Raw genomic sequence first — 23,828 nt, forward strand, 5'->3', positions numbered from 1 at the left:
CTGAAATTGTTGGGAAAAACGTTGTCAATCTGCCCCAGGCAATAGGGGCACCTAAAATGCCAAGCTTTGGCAGCAGGCTCGCTGCCCTTCTTTTTCACGCTTTTCAAGCGAATTGCGCTTTCGCAGGCGCTTTTTTCATCATGCAAGACAAATACAGCCCCCAGGAAGTTGAATCCGCCGCGCAAGCGCACTGGCAAATGCGCGATGCCTACCGTGTAACGGAAGACCAAGAGAAGAAAAAGTTCTACGCCTGCTCCATGCTGCCCTACCCCAGCGGCAAGCTGCACATGGGCCATGTGCGCAACTACACCATCAACGACATGCTCACGCGCCAACTGCGCATGCAGGGCTGGAATGTGCTGATGCCCATGGGCTGGGATGCCTTTGGCCTGCCCGCTGAAAACGCCGCACTCAAAAACAAAGTGCCGCCCGCGCAGTGGACCTACGACAACATCGCGTACATGAAAAAGCAGATGCAGGCCATGGGCCTGGCCATCGACTGGAGCCGCGAATTTGCCACCTGCGACCCCGAATACTACAAATGGAACCAGTGGCTGTTTTTGAAAATGCTGGAAAAAGGCATTGCCTACCGCAAAACCCAGGTGGTGAACTGGGATCCGGTCGATCAAACCGTGCTGGCCAATGAGCAGGTGATTGACGGGCGCGGCTGGCGCACCGGCGCCTTGGTGGAAAAGCGCGAAATCCCCGGCTACTACCTGAAGATCACCGACTACGCGCAAGAGCTGCTCGACCATGTGCAGGTGGGGGGCGATAAAGCCACCTTGACCGGCTGGCCCGACAAAGTGCGCCTGATGCAAGAAAACTGGATTGGCAAATCCAGCGGCGTGCGCTTTGCCTTTACGCACGACATTAAAAATGCCGCAGGCGAGCTGATCCAAGACGGCAAGATGTACGTCTTTACCACCCGCGCTGACACCATCATGGGCGTGACCTTTTGCGCCGTGGCCCCCGAGCACCCGCTGGCCCAGCACGCGGCGGCCAGCAACCCGGCCCTGGCCGCCTTCATCGAAGCATGCAAACAAGGCGGCACCACCGAGGCCGAGCTGGCGCTGAAGGAAAAAGAAGGCATGCCCACCGGCCTGTTCGTCACCCACCCACTGACCGGCGCGCAGGTCGAAGTGTGGGTTGGCAACTACGTGCTGATGAGCTACGGCGACGGCGCCGTGATGGGCGTGCCCGCGCACGACGAGCGCGACTTTGCCTTTGCCCTGAAATACGGCCTGCCCATCGCCCAAGTTACGGCGGTGGAAGGGGCCAGCTTCAGTGCCACCGCCTGGCAAGAGCACTATGCCGACAAACAAAAATGCGTCTGCGTGAACTCCGGCGTATTGGACGGCCTAGGCCATGCCGAAGCGGTGGACAAAGTGGCCCAACTGCTGGCCGAAAAAGGCCTGGGCGAGAAAAAAACCACCTGGCGCCTGCGCGACTGGGGCGTGAGCCGCCAGCGCTACTGGGGCACGCCCATCCCCATCATCCACTGCGCCGACTGCGGCCCCCAGCCCGTGCCCGAGAAGGATTTGCCCGTGGTGCTGCCGCAAGACCTGGTGCCCGATGGCAGCGGCAACCCGCTCATTAAAAGTGAAGCATTCCACGCAGGCGTGGTGTGCCCTTGCTGCCAAAAACCTGCACGTCGCGAAACCGACACCATGGACACCTTTGTCGATTCGTCCTGGTACTTCATGCGCTATTGCGATGCGCACAACAGCGAAAAAATGGTGGCCGACGGGGTGGATTACTGGATGCCGATGGACCAGTACATCGGCGGTATCGAACACGCCATCTTGCACCTGCTGTACGCACGTTTTTGGACCAAGGTGATGCGCGATTTGGGCCTGGTGAAAGTGGATGAGCCGTTTACCAAACTGCTCACGCAAGGCATGGTGCTGAACCACATCTACAGCCGCAAGAGCGCCAAGGGCGCCAAAGACTACTTCTGGCCGCACGACATCGAGCATGTGCTGGACGAGAGCGGCAAAGTGATCGGTGCCAAGCTGAAAAACGCCGCCGACAGCAGCGATGGCCTCTTGCCCGTGGGCACCGAGATCACCTACGAAGGCGTGGGCACCATGTCCAAGTCGAAAAACAACGGTGTCGATCCCCAGCACCTGATTGAAAAATACGGGGCCGACACCGCACGCCTGTACACCATGTTCACCTCCCCGCCCGAGCTGACGCTGGAGTGGAACGACGCGGCCGTGGAAGGCAGCTACCGCTTTTTGCGCCGCGTGTACAACTACGCCCAGCGCCTGCTGGGGGTGGATTACGGCGCGGCCATTGACCTGGTGGGCGAGCGCAAAAACCTGGCCGAGATTGCCTTTGACCCGGTCTCCAAAGCCCTGCGCCTGGAGATCCACACCGTGCTCAAGCAAGTCGATTACGACTACCAGCGCATGCAGTACAACACCGTGGTGTCGGGCGCAATGAAAATGCTCAACGCCCTGGAAGACTTCAAAGGCCTGGACAGCGCCGAGGGCCAAATCGCCGCCATCGAAAGCTTTGGCATCTTGCTGCGCGTGCTCTACCCCGCCACCCCGCACCTGACCCATGTGCTGTGGAGCGAGCTGGGCTATGCCAACAAGCAAGGCGATTTGCTCGATGCCGCCTGGCCCCAGCCCGACCCCAGCGCCCTGGTGCAAGACGAGTTGGAGCTGATGCTGCAAATCAACGGCAAACTGCGCGGCAAAGTGCGCGTACCCGCCAGCGCCGACAAGGCCGAGATCGAACGCCTGGCCCTGGCCTGCGAAGATGCGCAAAAGCACATCGAAGGGGCCACCCCGAAAAAAATCGTGGTCGTACCGGGCCGCTTGGTCAATATCGTGGTGTAACAACTCAATCCCCATGCAAGCCTCCAAACGCCACCTTCTCGCGCTGCTGGCCAGCGCCCCTTTATTAGGCGCAACGCTGGGCCTGGGCGGCTGCGGCTTTGCCCTGCGCGGGCGGGCGCAGTACGCCTTCCAATCCCTGTACCTGCAGGCCCCCGAGGGCTCAGAGCTGGGGCGCAGCCTGCTGCGCCAGCTGGCCGCCTCCAGCCACGACCTGCAGCTGCTGCTGCCCCCGCAAACCAGCGCCGATGCCGATGTCACCCTGCACCTGCTGGGCGAACGCCACCAGCGCGTGGTGCTGGCCAAAACCGTGGCCGGCCAGGTGCGCGAGTTGCAACTGCGCCTGTACGTGCGCTTTAGCCTGATCGGCAAAGATGGCCGCGTGTGGATTGAAGAGGGCGAAATCGAACAAACCCGCGACATGACCTACAGCGAAACCCTCACCCTGGCCAAGGATGAGGAAGAAATGGAGCTGGTGCGCGACATGCGCCAAGACGTTGCCCAGCAACTGCTGCGCCGCCTGGCGCTGGTGCAGCCCCCCGTGGGCGCGTAAGCCCGCGCCCCCGATCGCAATGCAACTGGCCCTGAACCAACTGCCTGGCCACCTGGCCCAAGGGCTGCGCCCGCTCTACACCCTGCACGGCGATGAGCCGCTGCAGCTGCAAGAGGCCGCCGATGCCATCCGCGCTGCGGCCCGCGCCGCCGGTTTTACCGAGCGCAGCGTGTTCACCGTGCAGGGGGCCCACTTTGACTGGAGTGCGGTGTTGGCGGCAGGCAGTGCGCTCAGTTTGTTTGCCGACAAGCAAATCATTGAGCTGCGCATCCCCAGCGGCAAACCCGGTGGCAAAGAAGGGGCCGCCGCCCTGGCGCAGCTGGCCCAGCAGGCCGCCCAGGCGCAGGAGGTGCTCACCCTGGTGCACCTGCCGCGCCTGGACGCGGCCAGCAAAAAAACCGCCTGGTTCACCGCGCTGGATGCGCACGGCATCCACATCCCCATCCAGCCGATTGAGCGCGAACAACTGCCCGGCTGGATTGCCCAGCGCCTCCAGGCCCAGGGCCAGCAGGTGGCCAGCGGGCAGGCGGGGCAACGCAGCCTGGCGTTTTTTGCCGACCAGGTCGAAGGCAACCTGCTGGCCGCGCACCAAGAAATTCAAAAACTCGGCCTGCTCTACCCGCCCGGCGAATTAACGCCCGAGCACATCGCCCAAGCCGTGGCCAATGTGGCCCGCTACGACGTGTTCAAACTCTCCGAAGCGGTGCTCAGCGGCAACCTGGAGCGCACCACCCGCATGCTCGACGGCCTGCAGGCCGAAGGCGTGGCCGAGGTGCTGGTGCACTGGACGCTGGCCGAAGACATCCGCAACCTGCAACGCGCCCGCGCGGCTTTGGATGCCGGCGAGCCCCTGCCCCTGGTGCTGCGCCAACTGCGCATCTGGGGCAAGAAAGAGCAGCTCTTTGCCCAACTGCTGCCGCGCCTGCGCCCGGCGCGCCTGGCCAAGCTGCTGCTGGCGGCCCACCAGGTCGATGGCATCGTCAAGGGCCTGGCGCTGCCCGGTTGGCCCGCCCACGGCTGGCAAGCCTTGCACCGGCTGGCGTTTGACATGGTGCAGGCCGTGCAAAGCGCCCGCTAAGCCCCGGCCCAGCACGCCATAAACCACCCCTTCCACAGCCTAATAAAAAAGAGCTGTATCCGCTTGAAATACAAGGTTTTTAGCGTTAAAACAACCTAAAAACCTTATCAATCAAGCGCAAACAGCTCTTGTTTTTAAATAAGTTGGGAGAGGCCGGTGCTCAGATCGTGAACACGTTCTCAGGCCGTCAAACGCTGCAAGGCCTCGCGGTACTTGGCGGCGGTTTTCTCAATCACCTCGTGCGGCAGGCGCGGGGCCGGGGCTTTTTTGTCCCACAGCTTGCCATTGACCTTGGCCTGCTCCAGCCAGTCGCGCACAAACTGCTTGTCATAGCTGGGCGGGTTGTCGCCTTTGGCCAGGGCTTCTGCGTAGCCCTCGACGGGCCAGTAGCGCGAGCTGTCGGGCGTGAGCACCTCGTCCATCAGCACCAGGGTGCCGTCTTGCGTCAAGCCAAATTCAAACTTGGTGTCGGCAATGATCATGCCTTTTTGCAGGGCGATTTCAGCCGCCTCTTGGTACAGACGGATCGCGGTGTCGCGAATTTGCGCGGCCAGCTTTTCGCCCACCATCTCCACCGTGCGCTCGTAGGTGATGTTTTCGTCGTGGTCGCCCATCTCGGCCTTGGCCGCCGGGGTGTAGATCGGTGCGGGCAGCTTGGCCGCATTCGTCAGCCCCGCAGGCAGGGGCACGCCGCAAACGGCCTGGCTGTCTTGGTATTCCTTCCAGCCGCTGCCCGCCAAATAGCCGCGCACCACGGCCTCGATCATGATCGGCTGCAGGCGCTGCACCAGCATGGCGCGGTTTTTGACCTGGGGAATTTCCTCGGGCGTGACCACGCTCTCCGGCGCTTCGCCGGTCAGGTGGTTGGGGCAAATATGGCCCAATTTGGCAAACCAAAACAGCGCCATCTGGGTCAGCAGCTCGCCCTTGCCCGGAATGGGTTCGCCCATGATCACGTCAAAGGCCGACAGGCGATCGCTGGCCACCATCAAAATGCGGTCATCGCCCACCGCGTAGTTGTCACGCACCTTGCCACGCGCCAAGAGGGGCAAAGAAGCAATATTGGAAGTGTGCAAGGCAGAGGTGCTAGGCGTAGTCATAGTGCGCAAACGTTAAACAATGAAAGAGCCCACGAAAGGAGCCAACCGGGCATTCTAAATCTCCCCAGGCAAACCAGACGGGCCAATGAGGCGGCATAGAAACCACACACCCAAGGAGGATCCTGGGGAAAATCCCTCTTGCAGTTGCAAAAAAGCACAAATGGGTACATCCTTAGCCCTTGGGTCACCTTGCGCTTTTGTGCAGTGCGGTGGCCCATCGTTTTCTCTGCGTGCCGCACCAATGACGGAATCCATGAATCGTTTAGCCTCCATCCTGCCTGCCACCCAAGTCCTCGTTGGGGTGGACGCCACCAGCAAAAAACGCGCGTTTGAAGAAGCTGGACTGCTGTTTGAGGGTTTGCATGGCCTCTCTCGCGCCCTGATTACCGACAGCCTGTTCGCCCGCGAGCGCCTGGGCTCCACGGGCCTGGGCCACGGCGTGGCCATTCCCCATGGCCGCATCAAAGGCTTGAAAGCCCCCATGGCGGCGGTGTTTCAGCTCGCGGGCCCCATAGGCTTTGATGCGCCGGATGAACAACCGGTCAGCCTGCTCATCTTCTTGCTGGTGCCCGAAGCGGCCACCCAGCAACACCTGGAAGTGCTCTCAGAAATTGCCGAGCTGCTAAGCAACAGCGCCTTGCGCGAAGCCCTGAAAACCACCCAGGATGCGGCGCAGTTGCACGCCATCATTGCCAACTGGCAGGCCACCACCAGCGACTGACGCACCGGCCGCACCGCCAGCGACCATGCGCTGCGTTTTTTAGAAAGCCTTTGCCATGCGCCATAAAGCGATCAATGCCGACAAGCTGTTTGCTGCCTTTCGCCAAACCCTGGGTTGGCACTGGGAAGCGGGCCAGGGCAACCCCGAACGGCGTTTTGACGAAATGGCCGTGCGCTCGGCCACGTCGGGGGCCGATTTGGTGGGCTACCTCAATTACATCCACCCCTACCGCCTGCAGGTGTTGGGGGAGCGCGAAATTGCCTACCTGACCAACGCCACCCCCGCCGACTGCGAACGGCGCGTGCAGCGCATCACCAATCTGGAGCCCCCGGTTCTGGTGTTGGCCGATGGGCAAACCGCCCCGCCGCAATTGCTGGCCATGTGCGAGCGCGACCACATCCCCTTGTTCGCCACGGACGAGGCCGCCGCGTTTGTGATTGACGTGCTGCGGGCCTATTTGTCCAAACACTTTGCCGACCGCACCACGGTGCACGGCGTGTTTATGGACATTTTGGGCTTGGGGGTGCTGATCACCGGCGAGTCGGGTCTGGGCAAAAGCGAGCTGGGGCTGGAGCTGATCACCCGGGGCCACGGCTTGGTGGCCGACGATGCGGTCGATTTGTACCGCATCAACCAAACCGTGGTGACTGGCCGCTGCCCCGAGCTTTTGAGCAATCTGCTGGAGGTGCGCGGCATTGGCCTGCTGGACATTCGCGCCATCTTTGGCGAAACGGCCGTGCGCCGCAAAATGCGCCTGACCCTCATCGTCCACCTGGTGCGCAAAGAAACCATGGAACGCGATTACGAGCGCCTGCCGCAAGAGCCGCTCAAGGAAGACGTGTTGGGCGTGGGCGTGCGCAAAGTGGTGCTGCCCGTGGTGGCGGGGCGCAACATCGCCGTGCTGGTCGAGGCCGCCGTGCGCAACACCATCTTGCAGCTGCGCGGCATCAACACCTACGAAGAATTTGTCGAGCGCCACCGCCGCGCCATGGAGCGCGACATGGGCAGCAGCGACTAAATCACCAGCCTCACAAGCCCAGCATAATTTTCAGGTTTTGCACCGCCGCGCCGCTGGCCCCTTTGCCCAGGTTGTCCAGGCGGGCGATGAGCACGGCCTGGTGGTAGGCATCGTTGCCAAACACGCGCAGCTCCAGGTGGTTGGTATCGGCCAGGGTGTCGGCGGCCAGCTTGCCATCGTCGGTGGCGGGCAGCACGCTGACCCATTGCTCAGGCGTATTGGTCTGTGCGTAGTGCTGCGCCAGCACATGGTGAATGTCCGCCACCTTCGGCTGGCCCGGCAGGGTGTCCAGGTGCAGCGGCAATTCCACCAGCATGCCCTGGCGGAAATTGCCCACCGCAGGAATAAAGATGGGGCGGCGGCAGAGGCCCGTGTACCGCAAAATTTCTGGAATGTGCTTGTGCGCCAGGCCCAGCGCATAGGCTTCGTGCGGGGCGGCAGTGCCGGCCTCGTAGGCCTCGATCATGGGACGGCCCCCGCCGGAGTAACCCGAGATGGAGGGCAGCGCCAGCGGGTAGTCCGGCGGCACCAGGCCCGCATCCACCAAGGGGCGCAGCAAAGCAATCGCGCCGGTGGCGTAGCAGCCGGGGTTGCTCACACGGCTGGCATTGCGGATGGCATCCAGCTGGCCGGGGGCCAGTTCGGCAAAGCCATAGACCCAATCGGGGGCCACGCGGTGGGCGGTGGAGGCATCAATGATTTTGATGAGCTTGCCCGTCTCGGCCGTGATGGCATCGACCATGGCGGTGGTTTCGCGCGCGGCATCGTCGTGCAGACACAAAATGACCACGTCCACCGTGGCGATCAGGGCGCGTTTGGCGGCCGGGTCTTTGCGCAGGGCAGGGTCAATGCTGACCAGCGCAATGCCGGCCATGTCGGCCAAGCGTTCGCGAATTTGCAGGCCGGTGGTGCCGGCTTCGCCATCAATAAAAATCTTAAACATGCGTGAAAAATCCTCCATGGGCCAGGTGGCGCAGTCTGCGCAAGGCCTGCATTGTCCTGCAGGCGCAAGGCCTTGGCGCCTGAACGTGTGCAAAAGCGCCATTGTGTGGCGCAGGGCCGTTTCTGACGGAAAACCTAGTGTGTAAGGCTGTGTTAGACCTGCGTGGTACATTTCGCGGCTGCCATGCCTTGCACCCTTGGGATTGCTGGTTACCACTGGGTTACCGTGCCCCGCCAAGGGCCCAACAGCGGGCATTTCCCCCTCCGTTACTGAGAGACTCACACGCATGAAAATTCATGAATACCAAGGCAAGGAAATCTTGCGTCAGTTCGGCGTGCCCGTACCCCGTGGCATTGCCGCTTTCACCGTTCAAGAAGCCGTAGAAGCTGCCCAAAAACTGGGTGGCCCCGTTTGGGTGGTGAAAGCCCAAATTCACGCCGGTGGCCGTGGCAAAGGCGGCGGCGTGAAAGTGGCCAAGACCATTGACGATGTGAAAGCCCTGGCCGAACAAATCCTGGGCATGCAACTGGTCACGCACCAAACCGGCCCCGAAGGCCAAAAAGTGCGCCGCCTGTACATCGAAGACGGCGCTGACATCAAGAACGAGCTGTATGTATCGCTGGTGACCGACCGCGCGACGCAAAAAGTGGCGCTGATCGCTTCGAGCGAAGGCGGCATGGACATCGAAGCCGTGGCCGAAGCCACCCCCGAGAAAATCATCACCGAGATGATCGACCCCCTGACCGGCATCACCGAAGCCCAATCGCGCAAAGTGGCCGCCGCCATCGGTCTGGAAGGCAAGTCCATCGACCAAGCCGTCGATATCTTCGCCAAAATCTACAAGTGCTACATGGACACCGACGCATCGCTGGTGGAAATCAACCCGCTCAACTGCGACAGCAAGGGCGACCTGATGGCGCTGGATGCCAAGTTCAACTTTGATGCCAACGCGCTGTTCCGCCATCCCGAAATCGTGGCCCTGCGCGATCTGGACGAAGAAGATCCGGCCGAGATCGAAGCCTCCAAGTTCGACCTGGCCTACATCAGCCTGGACGGCAACATCGGCTGCCTGGTGAACGGTGCCGGTCTGGCCATGGCCACCATGGACACCATCAAGCTGTTTGGCGGCGAGCCGGCCAACTTCTTGGACGTGGGCGGCGGTGCTACGGCAGAAAAAGTGACCGAAGCCTTCAAGATCATGCTCAAAAACCCGGAAGTCAAGGGCATTTTGGTCAATATCTTCGGCGGCATCATGCGCTGCGACACCATCGCCACCGGCGTGGTCACCGCCTGCAAGGCCGTGAATCTGTCGGTGCCGCTGGTGGTGCGCATGAAGGGCACCAACGAAGAGCTGGGCAAACAAATCCTGAAAGATTCGGGCCTGCCCATCATCGCGGCCGACACCATGGCCGAAGCCGCCACCAAAATCGTGGCCGCCGTTAAGTAACCCGCCCAGGAAAGAGAAACAAGACCATGTCTATCTTTATTAATAAAGACACCAAAGTCATCACCCAGGGCATCACCGGTAAAACCGGCCAGTTCCACACGGAAAAATGCCAAGAGTACGCCAACGGCAAAAATTGCTTTGTCGCCGGTGTGAACCCCAAAAAAGCGGGCGAGCGCATTTTTGACATCCCCATTTTTGGTTCGGTCAAAGATGCCGCCAAAGAAACTGGCGCTACCGTCTCCGTGATCTACGTGCCGCCCGCAGGTGCCGCCGCTGCCATCTGGGAAGCCGTCGAAGCCGACCTGGACCTGGCGATTTGCATCACCGAAGGCATTCCCGTGCGCGACATGCTGGAAGTGCGCAACAAAATGCGCGCCAAAGTGGCCGCTGGTGGCAAGGAAACCCTGCTGCTGGGCCCCAACTGCCCCGGCCTGATTACGCCCGATGAAATCAAAATCGGCATCATGCCCGGCCACATCCACCGCAAAGGCCGCGTGGGCGTGGTCAGCCGCTCCGGCACGCTGACCTACGAAGCCGTGGCCCAACTGTCCGAGCTGGGCATTGGCCAGTCGAGCGCCGTGGGCATTGGTGGTGACCCCATCAACGGCCTGAAGCACATCGACGTGATGCGCGCCTTCAACGACGACCCCGATACCGATGCCGTGATCATGATCGGCGAGATCGGCGGCCCCGACGAGGCCGAAGCCGCCCAGTGGTGCAAGGCCAACATGAAAAAGCCCATCGTCGGTTTTATCGCTGGCGTGACGGCTCCGGCCGGCAAGCGCATGGGCCACGCCGGTGCGCTGATCTCGGGCGGTGCCGACACGGCCGATGCCAAGCTGGCCATCATGGAAGAGTGCGGCTTCACCATCACGCGCAACCCCTCCGAAATGGGCCGCCTGCTGCAAGGCCTGCTGAAAAAAGCATAAAAATAGGCGTTAGCGCTTGTTCAGTAAGCGCTAATAGCTATCAAAACAAAAGCCCTGCAAGGTGTGCCTTGCAGGGCTTTGTTGTTTTTAAAGGAGCTGTTTTCGCTGATAAATAAAGGGTTTTTCAAGGTTTTTATCTTGAAAATGTTGATGTATCAGCGGGAGCAGCTCTTTTTTATGAAAGGGTGCGGTGCTCCAGCGCGGGCAGTTGCTGGCGCACCCGCTGCAAATGCGCTGGCTCCAGCGTGGCCAGCACCACGCCTGCGCCGGCCTGCGTGCGCTGTCCCAAGACTTCGCCCCAGGCGTTGATGGCCATGCTGTGGCCCCAGGTGCGCCGCCCGTTTTCATGTTGCCCGCCTTGCGCCGCGGCCAGAACAAAGCATTGGTTCTCAATGGCCCGCGCCCGCAACAGCACCTCCCAATGCGCTTGGCCGGTGGTGCGGGTGAAGGCGCTGGGCACGACCATGATGTCGGCCCCCGCCTGGGCGTGGTGGCGGTACAGCTCGGGAAAGCGCAGGTCGTAGCACACGCTCAGGCCCACGCGCCAGCGGTGGCCGCTGCGGTCGGTGACTTCGGCCACGACCGGGCGGGTGCCGGGGGTGATGGCGGCCGCTTCGTCGTACTGCTCGCGCTCGTTGCCAAAGCGAAACAGGTGAATTTTGTCGTAGCGGGCGCAGCATTGGCCTTGCGGGTTAAAGACCAGGCTGGTGTTGAACACCCGCTGCGGCGCAGGCGAGCGCAGGGGCAGGGTGCCCGCCACAATCCACAGCCCCAATTCCTGGGCCCAGCAGGCGAGGGCCTCTTGGATGGGGCCACTGCCAAAGTCTTCGGCCCAGGCCAGTTTGTCGTGCTCGTGCCGGCCCATGCCGCAAAAATATTCGGGCAACACGGCCAGCTCGGCCCCTTGGGCTGCGGCCTGGGTGAGCAGGGCGTGGGCGCTGGCCAGGTTGGCGGCCACTTCGGGGCTGCTGCACATTTGCACGGTGGCGGTTTGCATGGCTTATTCCTCTTTTTTGGCGGGGCTGGGGGCCTCGGTCACGGGAGTGACCACGGGGTTGTCCCAGGTGCCCGAGACATCAAAGCTGCGCGTCGCAGCTGCAATGGCCGGGCCACGCAGCAGGGCTTGGGCAATAAAGCTGCCCAGGCCAATGACGGGGTTGATGGCGGTGGCCACCAGGGAGGCGGTCATGGCGTTGATCTCGGGCACGACCACCAGGCGCAGCTGCTGGGTTTCGTCTTGCAAGCTGGCCTGCCCTTCCATGAGCACGGCGGCGTTCAGGCCCTTCATTTGCAGGTTGTTGGTGCGGGCGATGCCCTGGGCGATGTCGATATCGCCGCGCACAAAGTCAAAGGCAAAACCGGCGCTAAAGACATCCCGAAAATCCAGGCTCAAGCGCCGGCTGATGGATTGCAGGCTGAGCACACTGAGCAGCCGCGCCATGCCGGGGTCGGCCTTGAGAAACTGGCCCTTGTCCATACCCAGGCGCACGCTGCCGGCCATGCTGGGCCAGTGGGGCGCGGCGGGGCTGCCTTGCCAGCTCAGTTGCCCGCTTAATTGGCCACGTCCATCGCGCACCACGCCGGGCATGCCCAGGCGGTCGAGCAATTGGCCCGCGTTTTGGGTGTCTAAGGTGAAGTCAATACGGGTGCGCCGGGGTTGGGCACGGGTGGGGTCGGCATCTTCTTTGGCCCAGGTGCCGTGGGCTTGCCAGCGGGTCTCGGGCGTGGTCAGTTGCAAGCGCTCCAGGCTCCAGCTGCCGGGCTGGCGCTGGCGGGCCAGCAAGCTAAGTTGCCCCAGGCGTTTATCGGCCAGGGTAAAGTTTTCCACCCGGATATCCAATGCAGGCCAATTGCCAGAATTGGTAGGTGCTGCCTGCGGCTCCAGCTCTAGTTTTTCAACATCAGAGGCGGGGATTTCTAGGCGCTCCAACCGGGCAAACACCAAGCCCGCCGGATGTTGCTCACTGGGGCGGTGGTATTCCACATCCCCCGCAAACTGCTCGGCCTGCAGTTGGCCGTGCCAGCGGTTGTTGCTGTATGCCAGCTGGGCGCTGCTGGGGCCCAGCTGGCGCTGGGCCACGCGCAGGCTGCCAACGTCCAGTTGCACGCGCTGGGGCAGGTAGCTGGCGCTGGTGTCATGGCTGCCTTCAAGGGTATCGAGCACCTGGCTCCAGGCATCAATGTCCAACGCGGGCAAGCGCACCACGGCGGCCACGGTGGGGGCCGCCGTGGTACTGGGCGGTGGCAGTGGGACATCCGCGCCCAGGGCAATCGCGCCCCCTTGGGCCTGGCCATCGCTGCCCAGCTGGTAGCGCAGCTGCCCGCGCCCTTGCACCCCGATGTCGAGCTGGCTGGTGCCGCCCCCTTGGGGGGTGGAGCGCACCATCAGGGGCAGGCGCTGGGCGCTGTCTTTGTCCAGCGGGGCGGGCAGTTGCAGGGCCAGCCCCTGCAGGTCGCTGCGCACCAGCACTTCAGGGGCCCCGCCGCGTGCGGTCACATCCACTTGGTAGGGGCTGCTGCCCTGGGCGTAGTGGGCCAGTTGGCGCACCAGGGCCAGTGGGGCCTCGGCTTGCAGGCCGGCCGCGCTCGCCTGCCCTTGGGCTTGCACTTTCACGCCGGTTTGGGGGTCGCTCATGCCGCCGCTGATGCGCACGCTGCCGCCCAAGGCCTGGGCTTGCACTTGGTGCAGGGCAAAGCCGGTGTCAGAAAAATCAATGCGCCCTTGGGCCTGGCGCAGCACCGGGGTGTCGGGCGTGAGGCGAATCTGGTTGCGCTGCAGCTGCAGCTGACCTTGCACCTGGCTTTTTTCAATCTCGGCAATGGGCAGTTGCAGCTGCAACTGCAGTTGGGCCAAGCCCTGGGCCTGGGCCTGGGCCAAGGCCCCGTTGGTCAGCTGCTCAATGGCTGTGCCCTGCACGGTTTGCAGCAGGGCCGCCAGGGGGGCGGTGTCTTTGGCCTGCACTTGCACGACGGGGTGGTTGAGGTCGGCAATATCGGCCTGAATGTGCGCCAGCTGCAGCGGGGCAATAGGCCCTTTGGGCCCGGCAAAGCCGGTGCGGGCATCGCGCACTTGCATGCCAGCCCCTTCAAAAATCAGCCATCCCGACAATTTCTGCAAAACCGGCCAGGGCGCTTGGCTGGCCGGGCGCAGGCGGCTGGGCACATAGTCGTAGGTGGCATCGGCAATCTGCGCGGCAATGTAAAAGCGCCCGCCATGGGCGGGGTCACTGAACGGCATGTGCCGCAAGTCCCCTTGCACGGCAAAGCGCACATCGCGGCTACCCCCGGCCAGCACGCTGTCGCGCACGTAGTGGCGGGCGCTGGCGGGGATTTCCAAGGGCAGGTAGCGGTGGACGCGGGTGCCGTCGGCGCGGCTCAGTTGCCCGCTTAAATCCAAGATGCCGGGCAAGGGGTGGTCGGGGTCATCGCCCATGCGCCACTGGGCTTGCAGGCTGCCAGCCGCATCGGCATTGGCAAAGTGCGCCTCCGAGACGGTCAGCTGCCAACGGCCCTGCACCTGCTTCCAGCGCAGCTGGGCACGCAAGTCATCCAAGGGGATGGTGGGCTCTTCAAAGACACCGGGAAAATCCAGCGCCCCTTGGCGGGTGTGCAGTTGGGCGCTGCCGCCTTGCTCATCCAGCTCAAACCGCAGGTTCAGCCCCGACACCCCCGGCGTTCCCACCCCGCTGGGCGCGGGCTGGCTTTGCAGGTGCAGCTGCGCAATCTGGCCACTGGCTTGGTAGCGGGGGGTTGTGCCGCCGTGGCTCCAGCGCACGTGCAGCTCGTTGAGCTGCCCGGCCGGGGCCAGGCGGGCCAGCGGCGCTTGGATGGCAGCGGGCACGGGAAGCTCGGCCACCAGCTGCCGGGCCAAGCCCACATCGGCCTGGGCAATGTGCAGGCGCAGATGCTGCTCGGCCCCGGTGGTCGTGTTCTGCACCGACCAATCGCTGGCCGGCCAGCGCTGGGCCGGGCCCAGGGGCGGCTGCCAGGTAAAGCCCCAGCGCTGCGCCTGAATGGCCCACGATGCGCGGGCGGCCTGGGTTTGCCATTGCGCAGACACGCGGCCCTGCACATCGGCCAAGGCCAGCGCGGGCCGGGCCGGGTCGCGCCACTGCACGCGGGCCGCTTGCAAGGCCATGTCGGTGCTGGCACCCACCCATTGGCCATCCACCACATCCGCCCAGATGCGGGCCTGCCCTTGGCCCTGGGCCTGGGCAATGCCCCACTCCTGGGGCCAGGCAATGGTGGGCAACTGGCGCAGCTGCAACTGGGCAAACCATTGGCCGCTCCAGCGCTGCCAAATCGGTGTGCGGCTGGGCAGCAGGGGGCGACGAAAGCGCCCGGCGGCATGCAGCTGCTGGCCTTGGTCATCCTGGGCATCCAAGCGCAGCGCATGGTGCCAGGGGCTGCCACGCAGCACCAGGCGCACATCTTGCAAATGCATGGGGGGGGTTTGGCCAGTCTCGTCGGTAAATTGAATTTGCCCCCCCAGCACGGCCAGTTCGGGCTGCTCTAACAGCCACTCCATACCCTGCGAGGAATCGCCCGGCCCGGCGGGGTCCAACACCAGTCCAGCAATTTGCCAGCGGCCATCGGCCAGATGGCGCACTTGCAGATGGGGGGCCTCAATCAACAACTGCTCTAGGCCGCCGCGCAAGAGGGAGCGGGGGGAAATCGTCAGCACCACCTTGGGCAGCTGCAAAGCGGGCCGTTGCTGGGCATCCAAGATGCGAACGTCTTGCAGCAGCAAGGTCGGAAACAAGCCATTGGCCTGGGTTTGCAATTGGCCAATGCGCACCGGAGCCCCTATGGCGTGACTGGCCCAGCGCTCCACATGGGCACTCCATTGGGGGATTCGCGGCACAATCACCAAGTGCAATCCGCCCCAAGCGAGCAAGAAAATCGTCCACGCAGCCAGTGTGGCGCGTAACACCCAACGGGCCAGCCAGGCCAGCCAGTGCAAGCGTTGGGAGGGAAGCGGGGCGCTATGGTTCATTCGATCAGGTGCAAGCAACCGCAAATTATCGCCCGGCGGCTGTACCCTCTCTTTTATGTGTTGATGAATGTCTTCTGAGATTGCCTCTCCCCCATCCCCGGCCGGTGGCCCATCCCCTGCATGGGCGAGCACTTCGCGTTTTTGGCAGCGGGTGCAGCGCCGCTACGCCGATGCAGCCGCCCTGCTGCCCCCCGGCCAACCCACCGCCAGCACCATGGCCCAGGCCTTGGCGCAACTGCTGGCGCAGGGGCAAGAACTGGGCGCGGCCCTGCGCATCCTGCGCCAGCTGGTGGTGGCCCGCGTGCTGGAGCGCGATTGCGCCGGGCAGGCCAGCCTGGCCGAGGTGACCGCCAGCATGACGACCCTGGCCGAGCTGGCCTTGGATGCCGCCTGCACCCAGGCCCAAACCGTCCTCAGCCAGCGCCACGGCCAGCCGCAAGGCCCCCATGGCCAGGTGGTGCCGCTGTGGATTGTGGGCATGGGCAAACTGGGGGCGCGCGAGCTGAACGTCTCCAGCGACATTGACCTGATTTACGTCTATGGGCACGAGGGCGAAACCACCGGGCGCGATGCCCTGGGCAAAGGCAGCTTGAGCAACCATGAGTATTTCACCCGCGTGGTGCGCATGATTTTTCAGCTGATTGGCGAAGTCACCGAGCACGGCTTTGTCTTTCGGGTCGATTTGGCGCTGCGCCCGCACGGCAATTCTGGCCCGACGGTGATCTGTCTGTCGGCGCTGCAAACCTATTTGCAAACCCATGGGCGCGAGTGGGAGCGTTTTGCCTGGCTCAAAAGCCGCGTCGTGGCACCACGCGCCTGCATTGCCAGTGCGCAAGTCAAAACGCTGCGCCATGTGGTGCTGCCGTTTGTGTTTCGCAAGTATTTGGACTACAGCGTCTTTGATGCGCTGCGCGATTTGCACCGGCAAATTCGCGAACACGCCAGCCGCCGCAGCAATGGCCAGCCTGGCCGCAGCAACGACGTAAAACTCTCGCCCGGCGGCATTCGCGAAATTGAATTTACCGTGCAGCTGTTGCAGGTGGTGCGCGGCGGACAGTTCCCCGAATTGCGCTGCCGCCCCACCCTGCAGGCCCTGGAGCGGCTGGCCAAAGCCGAACTCATGCCCCCCGCCACGGCCCAGCAACTGGCCCAGGCCTACCGCTTTTTGCGCCAGGTGGAGCACCGCATCCAGTATTTGGACGACCTGCAAACCCATGTTCTGCCCACCGAGGATGGCGATCTCGATTGGATTGCCCGCACCATGGGCTGCGCCACAACCGCCGATTTTTTCGACCAGTTGCACCATTGGCGCGAACTGGTTGCCCAAGAGTTTGATGCCCTGCTGGGCGGCCCAGCCACCGGCTGCGCCGGCGGCCTGTGCCAGCCCCCGAAGCGCCCTGGAGGGCCGCAAAACCCACCCGAAGTGCAGGCTTTGCTGGCCGTCACCCCCGCGCCCTTGGCCGAGCGCTTGAAAGCCTGGTGTGACACCCACAAAGTGCCAAGCCTGCGCCCCTCCACCCAAATGCGCCTGCTTCAACTTTTAGAGCTGACAGCGCAATGGCTACAAGCGCAAAAGACCAATTTGGCCGCTGTTTTGGCCTTCTTGCAGTGGCTCGAACCCTTGCTGCGCCGCGAAAGCTATCTGGCCCTGCTGATCGAGCGCCCCCTGGTGCATGAACGGCTGCTGCACATGCTGGGCACCGCCGCCTGGCCGGTGCAGTATTTGCGCCAGCACCCGGGGGTGATTGACGAGCTGGCCAACGAATCCTTGGTGCATGAGCGCTTCAACCCCCAGGTGTTTTTGCAAGAGCTGCAAGCGCGCCGCGCGGCCCTGCAGCGCACCGGCGAAGACGATGATGAAAACCTGCTCAACCTGCTGCGCCGCGCCCACCATGCCGAAGTCTTTCGCACCCTGGTGCGCGATGTGGAAGGGGCGATCACCGTGGAGCAGGTGGCCGATGATTTAAGCGCCTTGGCCGATGCCATCTTGCACATCACCAGCCAATGGTGCTGGCAGCGCCTGAAGCAACGCCACTGCGAGCAGCCGCACTTTGCCATCCTGGGCTACGGCAAGCTGGGGGGCAAAGAGCTGGGCTATGGCAGCGATTTGGACATCGTCTTTGTCTTTGACGACGACGATGAACAGGCCCCGCAAATTTACGCCGCCTTTGTGCGCAAGCTGATTACCTGGCTCACGGTCAAAACCAGCGAAGGCGATTTGTTTGAAATCGACACCCAGTTGCGCCCCAATGGCAACTCGGGCCTGTTGGTGAGCAGTTTTGCCGCTTTTTCCGCTTACCAGCAACAGCGTGGCAGCAATACCGCCTGGACCTGGGAGCACCAGGCCATTACCCGTGCCCGCTGCATCGTGGGCAATGGCGATTTGCCCGCCCGGTTTGAGGCGGTGCGCCAAGCCGTCCTCACCGCCCCGCGCGACATCGACGCACTGCGCCAAGAAATCGTGCACATGCGCGAGCGCTTGCGCCAAGCCCACCCCGTGCCCGCCGAGCGCTTTGACCTCAAGTACAGCCCCGGCGGCATGCTCGATGGCGAGTTTGCCGTGCAGTTTTTGGTGCTGGCCCATGCCGCCGCGCACCCGGCCCTGGTGGCCAATACCGGCAACATCGCCTTGCTGCACTACGCCGATGCGGCCGGGCTGCTGCCCCCAGGCACCGGGCAGGCGGCCGCCGATGCCTACCGGCAATTGCGCCGCCTGCAGCATATTTCGCGCCTCAATGCCAGCAATGGCGTGCTCGATGCCATTAGTATTGCGCCCCACCGTGATGCCATCCTTGCATTGTGGGCCGCTGTCTTTCCCCCCTGTGTGTTATGAAACTCATTGAACTGGACCTGTCCAGTATTCCTTTTGGCCAACCGATTCCCTTTGCCCTGCGCGGCACGGGCGGTGCCCTCTTGGCGGGCAAAGGATTTGTGATCCATTCGCAAGAAGATCTGAAAAAACTCATTTTTCGCGGCCACACCCTGTACGTAGATACCGACGAATCAGAAGATGCCTACCGCGCCTATTTGGGCCAGTTGCAGGCCTTGCTGCACAGCGATAAAAAGCTGGGCGACATTGCCGAGACCACGCTGCAGGCCACGGCCAAAAACGACGACAACGAAGAAGAAAACTCCCGCCACCCGCGCTGGAAAGATTGGCAACTGCACTGGACGCAGCTGATGCGCAACCCCGATCCAGAAACCTTTCTGCCGCGCTTTCACCGCATGTTTTCGGCCCTGGCCAATTACAGCGCCAACAATGCCGACTCGGCCCTGCTGGCCCTGGTGCAGCTCTCGGCCGAAGAGGTGCGCTTTTACAGCGCCACCCACGGCATGCTGGTGGCCGTCATCACCATGCTGGTGGCGCGTGAAACGCTCGTCTGGCCCGAGGCCCAAGTGCAATCCCTGGGCAAAGCAGCGCTCAGCATGAACATTGCCATGGCCCAATTGCAAGACGATTTGGCCCTGCAGCGCACCCCCTTGAGCGCCGAACAAGCCAAGGCCATTGACCACCATTCCGAGCAATCTGTGCAGAAATTAAAGAGCTTGGGGGTGCAGGATGCCTTGTGGCTGGAGGCGGTGAAATTTCACCACTACCGCGACCCCGGCCGATTGGCGCAAAAAAGCCCAGGCCGCCAAATGGCGCGGCTCATCCAGCGGGCCGACTTGTTCGGTGCGCGCATTGCCCCGCGCGTCGGGCGCGAACCGATGTCCGTCACCTCGGCCATGAAGGCCTGCTACTACGACGAAACCAAGGCCGTCGATGAAACCGGCGCAGCACTGGTCAAAACCCTGGGAATTTACCCCCCAGGGGCCTGGGTGCATCTGGCCAGCGGGGAATCGGGCGTAGTGATTCGGCGCAGCGACCACGCCGCCACCCCCATCGTGGCCGTGTTTCTCAACCGCGACGGCATGCCATGCGACCCCATGACCCGCAACACCGCCTTGGCCACCAACAAAATCACCGGTGCCGTACCGCACAAGGAAGTGCGGGTGAGTGTGGCCATGGATCGCCTGCTGACGTTATAAATAAAAAAGCTGCTTTCGCTTGTAAATAGTTATTTTTAAGGTGTTTTCACTGTGAAACCTAATAAATACGAGCGCAAGAAGCTCTCTTTTGTATTGCAAAGAGCCCAGCCATGATCGACGTAGCGGGTTTGATTTTTGAATACCCCGGCCACCGCGCCTTGGACGGTATTGACCTGCACATGGCCGCTGGCAGCGTGACCGCCCTGGTCGGGCCCAACGGGGCGGGCAAATCAACCCTGCTGCGCTGCCTGGCCGGGCTGGAGCACCCGGCGGCGGGCCAGATCGTGGTGCATGGTGTCGATGTGCTGCAAGCCCCCCGCGAAGTGCATCGGCATGTGGGCTATCTATCCGATTTTTTTGGCCTGTACGAACGGCTGACGGTGGCCCAAGGCCTGGAATATGCCGCCCGCGCCATGGGCCTGCCCCCCCACGTGGCACAGACGCGGGTGGCCCAGGTGGCGCAGCAGCTGGACTTGCTGGCCTTGCTGCAGCGCCTGCCCAGCCAACTGTCGCGCGGCCAGCGCCAGCGCTTGGCCATTGGGCAGGCCATCGTTCACCAACCCGCCGTGCTGCTGCTGGACGAACCTGCCAGCGGCCTCGACCCCGAGGCCCGCGCCAGCTTGGCGCAGCTGATGCGCCAGCTGCAGGCCCAGGGCATGACGCTGATCGTCTCCAGCCACATCCTGAGCGAGCTGGACGAGTACTGCACCCACATTCTGGCGCTGCGCGCTGGCCGCATCGAAAACCACGGGCCGTTGCACACCACCCGGGCCCATCCAGAGGCCGACGAGCAGCAATTGTTTGCGCTGGAGCTGGCCGCCCCGCTGACCGCACAGTGGCTCGATTGCCTGCAAGGGGTGGAAATCCAAAGCCAGCCGCCCCATGCCCCGGTGCTGTTGTGGCTGCCAACGGCCGCAGAACAACGCGCCGCCCTGGTGGCGCACTGGGTGCAACAAGGCGTGCCGCTGGCCAGCTTGGTGCCCCAGCGCGAAAGTTTGCAGCAGCGCTACCAGCGCACCGTAGAAGGGCCGTCCGCGCATGCTTAACAATCCAGAATTTCAACGCCAGCTTTGGCTTAACTGGCGGCCCAGCCTGGCGCTGTGGACGCTGCTGCTGTGCAGCCTGATCCTGGCGCTGCCCTTGGTTTTGTCCGATGCCCATGAACGCCTGGCCAGCCTGGGCCTGACGGCAGTCTTTGGCCTGTGGGCCAGCACCACGGGGTACGCCAGCGTGCTGGCCGCACGCAGCCTGAGCGAGGAAGTGCGCCAGCACACCTGGGACTGGCAGCGCCTGTCGGCCCTCACTCCCTGGCAAATGGCCTGGGGCAAGCTGCTGGGTGCCACGGTGCCCGCCTGGCTGTACGCCGCCTTGTTTGGCGTGACCAGCGTCGTGGCCGCCTCGGTGTGGGAGCTGCTGTGGGGCGCACACCGCGCCTGGCACCTGCTGATGCTGGCCGTGCTGTGGGGCTTGGCCACCCAGGCCTGGGCCATGAATGCGGTGCTGGTGCGCTGGCACGCTGGGCCGTGGCAGCAGCGCAGCCTGTGGCTGCTGGCGCTGATCGGCTTGCCCCTGGTGCTGGGGCTGGTGCGCGCCCTGCCCTCGCCCGAACACCACCCCTGGTGGGGCTGGAACTTGGGCAACTGGGGCTTGGCGTACGTGCTGGGCCTTGCCGCCTGCGGGCTGGGCCTGCTGGCCCTGTGGCGCCAGCTGTGCGAGCGCCTGGATGTACCCACCCTGCCCTGGGCCTGGCCCGTGGGGCTGGTGGTGGCCGGGGTGGCCAGCGCCGGGGTCTGGCACACGCAGGCTGCCGCGCTGTGGCCGCACCTGGCGGGCTGGGCCTTGGTGGCCACTGCCTTCATCGGCCTGCAGCACATGGCGGGCCATGCCCGCGCCTGGCATCAGGTGCAGTGGGGGCTACAGCAGCGGCGCTGGCGCAACGCCTGGCAGGCACTGCCCCTGTGGCCCATCAGCTGGCTGCTGGCGCTGCTGGCCTCGGCCATCGCCTGGAGCCAGTCCAGCACCACCACGGTGGGCTGGTGGCTGCTGCTGGCCTGCGCACAACTGCTGCGCGAGGGGCTGATCCTGACCGGCTTTGCCCTGCAGGCCCAGCGCTGGAAATCGCCCGTGGCCGTCTTCACCGTGACCTGGCTGGTCATCAACCTGGTGCTGCCCCTGCTGGCCCTGGGCACAGCGGGCAACGCCGCCGCCGCAGCGCTGCAACCCCTGGCGGTACTGGTCGGCGATGTCGCCCCACCGGGCACCTTGCCGCGCCCCTGGGCCTGGGTGGCCCTGGGCGCACAGCTGGCGCTGGCCTGCCTGTGGGTGGGGTGGGCGGCACGCTCGTCCCAGAACGGTCGTGGGCTGTCCCAGCACATGACCCCGCAAAAGACGATCGCGCCGTAAAATCTGCGGCTTTGCCGCTTTGGCGGTTGTTCTTCCCCTGCGCCAGCACGCGCGCTCAGCGTCGTTAGATGCCCTGGGCGCGCTTTTTTACTTTCACACTATGCAAGCAGCCATCCAAGTTGGTGTGGTCATGGGCTCCAGCAGTGACTGGGACACCATGCAGCACGCCGTTGCCATCCTCCAGCAATTCGGTATCGCGTTTGAGGCGCAGGTGGTCTCGGCCCACCGCATGCCCGACGACATGTTCCGCTACGCCGAAGCGGCCGCCGAGCGTGGCCTCAAGGCCATCATTGCGGGCGCGGGCGGCGCAGCCCATCTGCCCGGCATGATTGCGGCCAAGACCCCTGTGCCCGTGCTGGGCGTGCCCGTGGCCAGCCGCCATCTGCAGGGTGTGGATTCGCTGCACAGCATCGTGCAAATGCCCAAGGGCGTGCCTGTGGCCACGTTTGCCATTGGCCAGGCCGGGGCGGCCAATGCCGCGCTGTTTGCCGTGGCGCTGCTGGCCAACGAAGACCCGGCCCTGCGCGCCCAGCTCAATGCCTTCCGCGCCGAGCAGACCGAAGCGGCGCGCGCCATGACTTTGCCGGTGAACGCATGAGCGCCCCTGACTCGCCCGTGATCCTGCCCGGCGCCACGCTGGGCGTACTGGGGGGCGGCCAGCTGGGCCGCATGTTTGCCCACGCGGCGCAGGCCATGGGCTACTTCACCGCCGTGCTCGACCCCGATGCGACCAGCCCCGCCGGGCGCATCAGCCACCAACACATCCGCAGCGGCTACAGCGATGCACACGGCTTGGCCGAGCTGGCCCGCGTCTGCGCCGCCGTCACCACCGAGTTTGAAAACGTGCCCGCTGCCAGCCTGAACCAGCTGGCGCAGACCCTGCCGGTCGCGCCCGCCGGGTCGGCGGTGGCCATTGCCCAAGACCGCGCTGCCGAAAAGGCCCACTTTGTGCGCTGCGGCGTGCCCGTAGCGCCGCACGCGGTGATCGAAACGCCCGAGCAACTGGCGGCGGTGCCCGCCGACCTGCTGCCCGGCATTCTGAAAACCGCCCGCATGGGCTACGACGGCAAGGGCCAGGTGCGCGTCAAGACCCTGGAAGAACTGGCCCAGGCCTGGGATGAGCTGGGCCGCGTGGCCTGCGTGCTGGAAAAAATGCTGCCGCTGGCGCACGAGTGCTCCGTCATCGTCGCCCGTGGCCGCGATGGCCAGATCGTGCACCTGCCGGTGCAACGCAACCTGCACCGCGATGGCATTTTGGCCGTGACCGAGGTGTATGAAGGAAATCTGCCTTTAGCCCAAGCCCAGCAAGCGCTGGAAGCTGCTAAATCGGTAGCAGAAGGCTTGCAGTATGTGGGTGTGCTGTGCGTCGAGTTCTTTGTGCTGCAAGACGGTAGCCTGGTGGTCAATGAAATCGCCCCGCGCCCGCACAACAGCGGCCATTACAGCCAAAACGGCTGCGATGTGTCGCAGTTTGAGCTGCAGGTGCGCTGCATGACCGGCCTACCGCTGGTGCAGCCGCGCCTGCACAGCGCGAGCATCATGCTCAACCTGCTGGGCGATTTGTGGTTCACGCATGGCGACACGGCCCAGACCCCCGCCTGGGATCAAGTCTTGGCGCTGCCCGGCTGCCACCTGCACCTGTACGGCAAGGCCCAGGCCCAACGCGGCCGCAAGATGGGGCATCTGAACATCACGGCCACCACGGCCGAGCAGGCGCGCGCCACCGCGCTGCAAGCGGCTGCCATTGTGGGCATCGAGGCGTTTTAAG

Annotated in this window: 17 protein-coding genes; 13 read left to right on the forward strand and 4 right to left on the reverse strand. The window is 63.8% G+C overall.

All coding sequences use genetic code 11. The features are described 5' to 3' along the window. Positions 1–140: 140 nt before the first annotated feature. The 3 genes from leuS to holA are packed head-to-tail and all read left to right on the forward strand — an operon-like array spanning position 141 to position 4,474. Positions 141–2,846: a leucine--tRNA ligase gene (gene leuS, locus ACFO24_RS06505; protein WP_377737584.1), complete on the forward strand. Its 2,706-nt coding sequence runs from the start codon at positions 141–143 to the stop codon at positions 2,844–2,846. Positions 2,847–2,859: 13 nt separating this feature from the next. Beyond that, positions 2,860–3,396: an LPS-assembly lipoprotein LptE gene (locus ACFO24_RS06510; RefSeq protein WP_207574281.1), complete on the forward strand. Its 537-nt coding sequence runs from the start codon at positions 2,860–2,862 to the stop codon at positions 3,394–3,396. Positions 3,397–3,415: 19 nt separating this feature from the next. Continuing rightward, entirely contained in the window at positions 3,416–4,474 is a 1,059-nt protein-coding gene (gene holA, locus ACFO24_RS06515; protein WP_377737585.1) for a DNA polymerase III subunit delta, read from the forward strand. A gap of 179 nt (positions 4,475–4,653) precedes the next feature. On the opposite strand, the gene ACFO24_RS06520 is transcribed toward holA, so the two are convergent. Further along, positions 4,654–5,574, reverse strand: coding sequence for a phosphoribosylaminoimidazolesuccinocarboxamide synthase (locus tag ACFO24_RS06520; RefSeq protein ID WP_207574279.1), 921 nt, complete (start codon positions 5,572–5,574; stop codon positions 4,654–4,656). 253 nt (positions 5,575–5,827) lie between these two features. On the opposite strand from ACFO24_RS06520, the gene ACFO24_RS06525 reads away from it, so the two are divergent. Further along, a complete protein-coding gene (locus ACFO24_RS06525) occupies positions 5,828–6,295 on the forward strand; it encodes a PTS sugar transporter subunit IIA (protein ID WP_377737586.1) in 468 nt (155 codons plus the stop codon). 55 nt (positions 6,296–6,350) lie between these two features. Further along, positions 6,351–7,313: an HPr(Ser) kinase/phosphatase gene (gene hprK / locus ACFO24_RS06530; protein ID WP_377737588.1), complete on the forward strand. Its 963-nt coding sequence runs from the start codon at positions 6,351–6,353 to the stop codon at positions 7,311–7,313. 10 nt (positions 7,314–7,323) lie between these two features. On the opposite strand, the gene argC is transcribed toward hprK, so the two are convergent. Continuing rightward, positions 7,324–8,256, reverse strand: a complete 933-nt coding sequence (gene argC / locus ACFO24_RS06535; protein WP_377737590.1) for an N-acetyl-gamma-glutamyl-phosphate reductase — start codon at positions 8,254–8,256, stop codon at positions 7,324–7,326. Between the two features lie 286 nt (positions 8,257–8,542). On the opposite strand from argC, the gene sucC reads away from it, so the two are divergent. Continuing rightward, positions 8,543–9,703: an ADP-forming succinate--CoA ligase subunit beta gene (gene sucC, locus ACFO24_RS06540; RefSeq protein WP_377737591.1), complete on the forward strand. Its 1,161-nt coding sequence runs from the start codon at positions 8,543–8,545 to the stop codon at positions 9,701–9,703. 26 nt (positions 9,704–9,729) lie between these two features. Then, positions 9,730–10,632: a succinate--CoA ligase subunit alpha gene (gene sucD / locus ACFO24_RS06545; RefSeq protein ID WP_207574274.1), complete on the forward strand. Its 903-nt coding sequence runs from the start codon at positions 9,730–9,732 to the stop codon at positions 10,630–10,632. 175 nt (positions 10,633–10,807) lie between these two features. Here sucD and ACFO24_RS06550 read toward each other — a convergent pair whose 3' ends face one another. Both ACFO24_RS06550 and ACFO24_RS06555 read right to left on the reverse strand, forming a co-directional pair. Next, on the reverse strand, positions 10,808–11,629 hold the full coding sequence (locus ACFO24_RS06550) for a carbon-nitrogen hydrolase family protein (RefSeq protein WP_377737592.1): 822 nt from the start codon (positions 11,627–11,629) through the stop codon (positions 10,808–10,810). Between the two features lie 3 nt (positions 11,630–11,632). Continuing rightward, positions 11,633–15,628, reverse strand: coding sequence for a YhdP family protein (locus ACFO24_RS06555; protein WP_377737593.1), 3,996 nt, complete (start codon positions 15,626–15,628; stop codon positions 11,633–11,635). Between the two features lie 67 nt (positions 15,629–15,695). On the opposite strand from ACFO24_RS06555, the gene glnE reads away from it, so the two are divergent. The 6 genes from glnE to ACFO24_RS06585 all read left to right on the forward strand — a co-directional run bounded on the left by glnE (position 15,696) and on the right by ACFO24_RS06585 (position 23,827). After that, a complete protein-coding gene (glnE, locus tag ACFO24_RS06560; RefSeq protein WP_377737594.1) occupies positions 15,696–18,461 on the forward strand; it encodes a bifunctional [glutamate--ammonia ligase]-adenylyl-L-tyrosine phosphorylase/[glutamate--ammonia-ligase] adenylyltransferase in 2,766 nt (921 codons plus the stop codon). Further along, the gene (locus ACFO24_RS06565; RefSeq protein ID WP_377737595.1) at positions 18,458–19,657 is read left to right on the forward strand and encodes an HD-GYP domain-containing protein; all 1,200 of its coding nucleotides are present in this window, start codon (positions 18,458–18,460) and stop codon (positions 19,655–19,657) included. The genes glnE and ACFO24_RS06565 overlap by 4 nt, the downstream gene beginning before the upstream one ends. Positions 19,658–19,767: 110 nt before the next feature. After that, positions 19,768–20,703, forward strand: coding sequence for an ABC transporter ATP-binding protein (locus tag ACFO24_RS06570; RefSeq protein ID WP_377737596.1), 936 nt, complete (start codon positions 19,768–19,770; stop codon positions 20,701–20,703). Then, complete coding sequence (locus ACFO24_RS06575) at positions 20,696–22,060, forward strand: hypothetical protein (RefSeq protein WP_377737597.1); 1,365 nt, start codon at positions 20,696–20,698, stop codon at positions 22,058–22,060. Before ACFO24_RS06570 ends, ACFO24_RS06575 begins: the two co-directional genes overlap by 8 nt. 100 nt (positions 22,061–22,160) lie before the next feature. Further along, complete coding sequence (gene purE / locus ACFO24_RS06580; protein ID WP_377737598.1) at positions 22,161–22,658, forward strand: 5-(carboxyamino)imidazole ribonucleotide mutase; 498 nt, start codon at positions 22,161–22,163, stop codon at positions 22,656–22,658. Next, positions 22,655–23,827: a 5-(carboxyamino)imidazole ribonucleotide synthase gene (locus ACFO24_RS06585; RefSeq protein ID WP_377737599.1), complete on the forward strand. Its 1,173-nt coding sequence runs from the start codon at positions 22,655–22,657 to the stop codon at positions 23,825–23,827. The genes purE and ACFO24_RS06585 overlap by 4 nt, the downstream gene beginning before the upstream one ends. Position 23,828: the final 1 nt, after the last annotated feature.

This window comes from Comamonas denitrificans (assembly GCF_042654745.1).
In the GTDB taxonomy this organism is placed as follows: domain Bacteria; phylum Pseudomonadota; class Gammaproteobacteria; order Burkholderiales; family Burkholderiaceae_C; genus Comamonas; species Comamonas denitrificans.

Excerpts from the sequence above, each read along its gene's own strand:
- leuS (WP_377737584.1), top strand. The coding sequence starts at position 141 with ATGCAAGACAAATACAGCCCCCAGGAAGTTGAATCCGCCGCGCAAGCG.
- ACFO24_RS06510 (WP_207574281.1), top strand. The coding sequence starts at position 2,860 with ATGCAAGCCTCCAAACGCCACCTTCTCGCGCTGCTGGCCAGCGCCCCT.
- holA (WP_377737585.1), top strand. The coding sequence starts at position 3,416 with ATGCAACTGGCCCTGAACCAACTGCCTGGCCACCTGGCCCAAGGGCTG.
- ACFO24_RS06520 (WP_207574279.1), bottom strand. The coding sequence starts at position 5,574 with ATGACTACGCCTAGCACCTCTGCCTTGCACACTTCCAATATTGCTTCT.
- ACFO24_RS06525 (WP_377737586.1), top strand. The coding sequence starts at position 5,828 with ATGAATCGTTTAGCCTCCATCCTGCCTGCCACCCAAGTCCTCGTTGGG.
- hprK (WP_377737588.1), top strand. The coding sequence starts at position 6,351 with ATGCGCCATAAAGCGATCAATGCCGACAAGCTGTTTGCTGCCTTTCGC.
- argC (WP_377737590.1), bottom strand. The coding sequence starts at position 8,256 with ATGTTTAAGATTTTTATTGATGGCGAAGCCGGCACCACCGGCCTGCAA.
- sucC (WP_377737591.1), top strand. The coding sequence starts at position 8,543 with ATGAAAATTCATGAATACCAAGGCAAGGAAATCTTGCGTCAGTTCGGC.
- sucD (WP_207574274.1), top strand. The coding sequence starts at position 9,730 with ATGTCTATCTTTATTAATAAAGACACCAAAGTCATCACCCAGGGCATC.
- ACFO24_RS06550 (WP_377737592.1), bottom strand. The coding sequence starts at position 11,629 with ATGCAAACCGCCACCGTGCAAATGTGCAGCAGCCCCGAAGTGGCCGCC.
- ACFO24_RS06555 (WP_377737593.1), bottom strand. The coding sequence starts at position 15,628 with ATGAACCATAGCGCCCCGCTTCCCTCCCAACGCTTGCACTGGCTGGCC.
- glnE (WP_377737594.1), top strand. The coding sequence starts at position 15,696 with ATGTCTTCTGAGATTGCCTCTCCCCCATCCCCGGCCGGTGGCCCATCC.
- ACFO24_RS06565 (WP_377737595.1), top strand. The coding sequence starts at position 18,458 with ATGAAACTCATTGAACTGGACCTGTCCAGTATTCCTTTTGGCCAACCG.
- ACFO24_RS06570 (WP_377737596.1), top strand. The coding sequence starts at position 19,768 with ATGATCGACGTAGCGGGTTTGATTTTTGAATACCCCGGCCACCGCGCC.
- ACFO24_RS06575 (WP_377737597.1), top strand. The coding sequence starts at position 20,696 with ATGCTTAACAATCCAGAATTTCAACGCCAGCTTTGGCTTAACTGGCGG.
- purE (WP_377737598.1), top strand. The coding sequence starts at position 22,161 with ATGCAAGCAGCCATCCAAGTTGGTGTGGTCATGGGCTCCAGCAGTGAC.
- ACFO24_RS06585 (WP_377737599.1), top strand. The coding sequence starts at position 22,655 with ATGAGCGCCCCTGACTCGCCCGTGATCCTGCCCGGCGCCACGCTGGGC.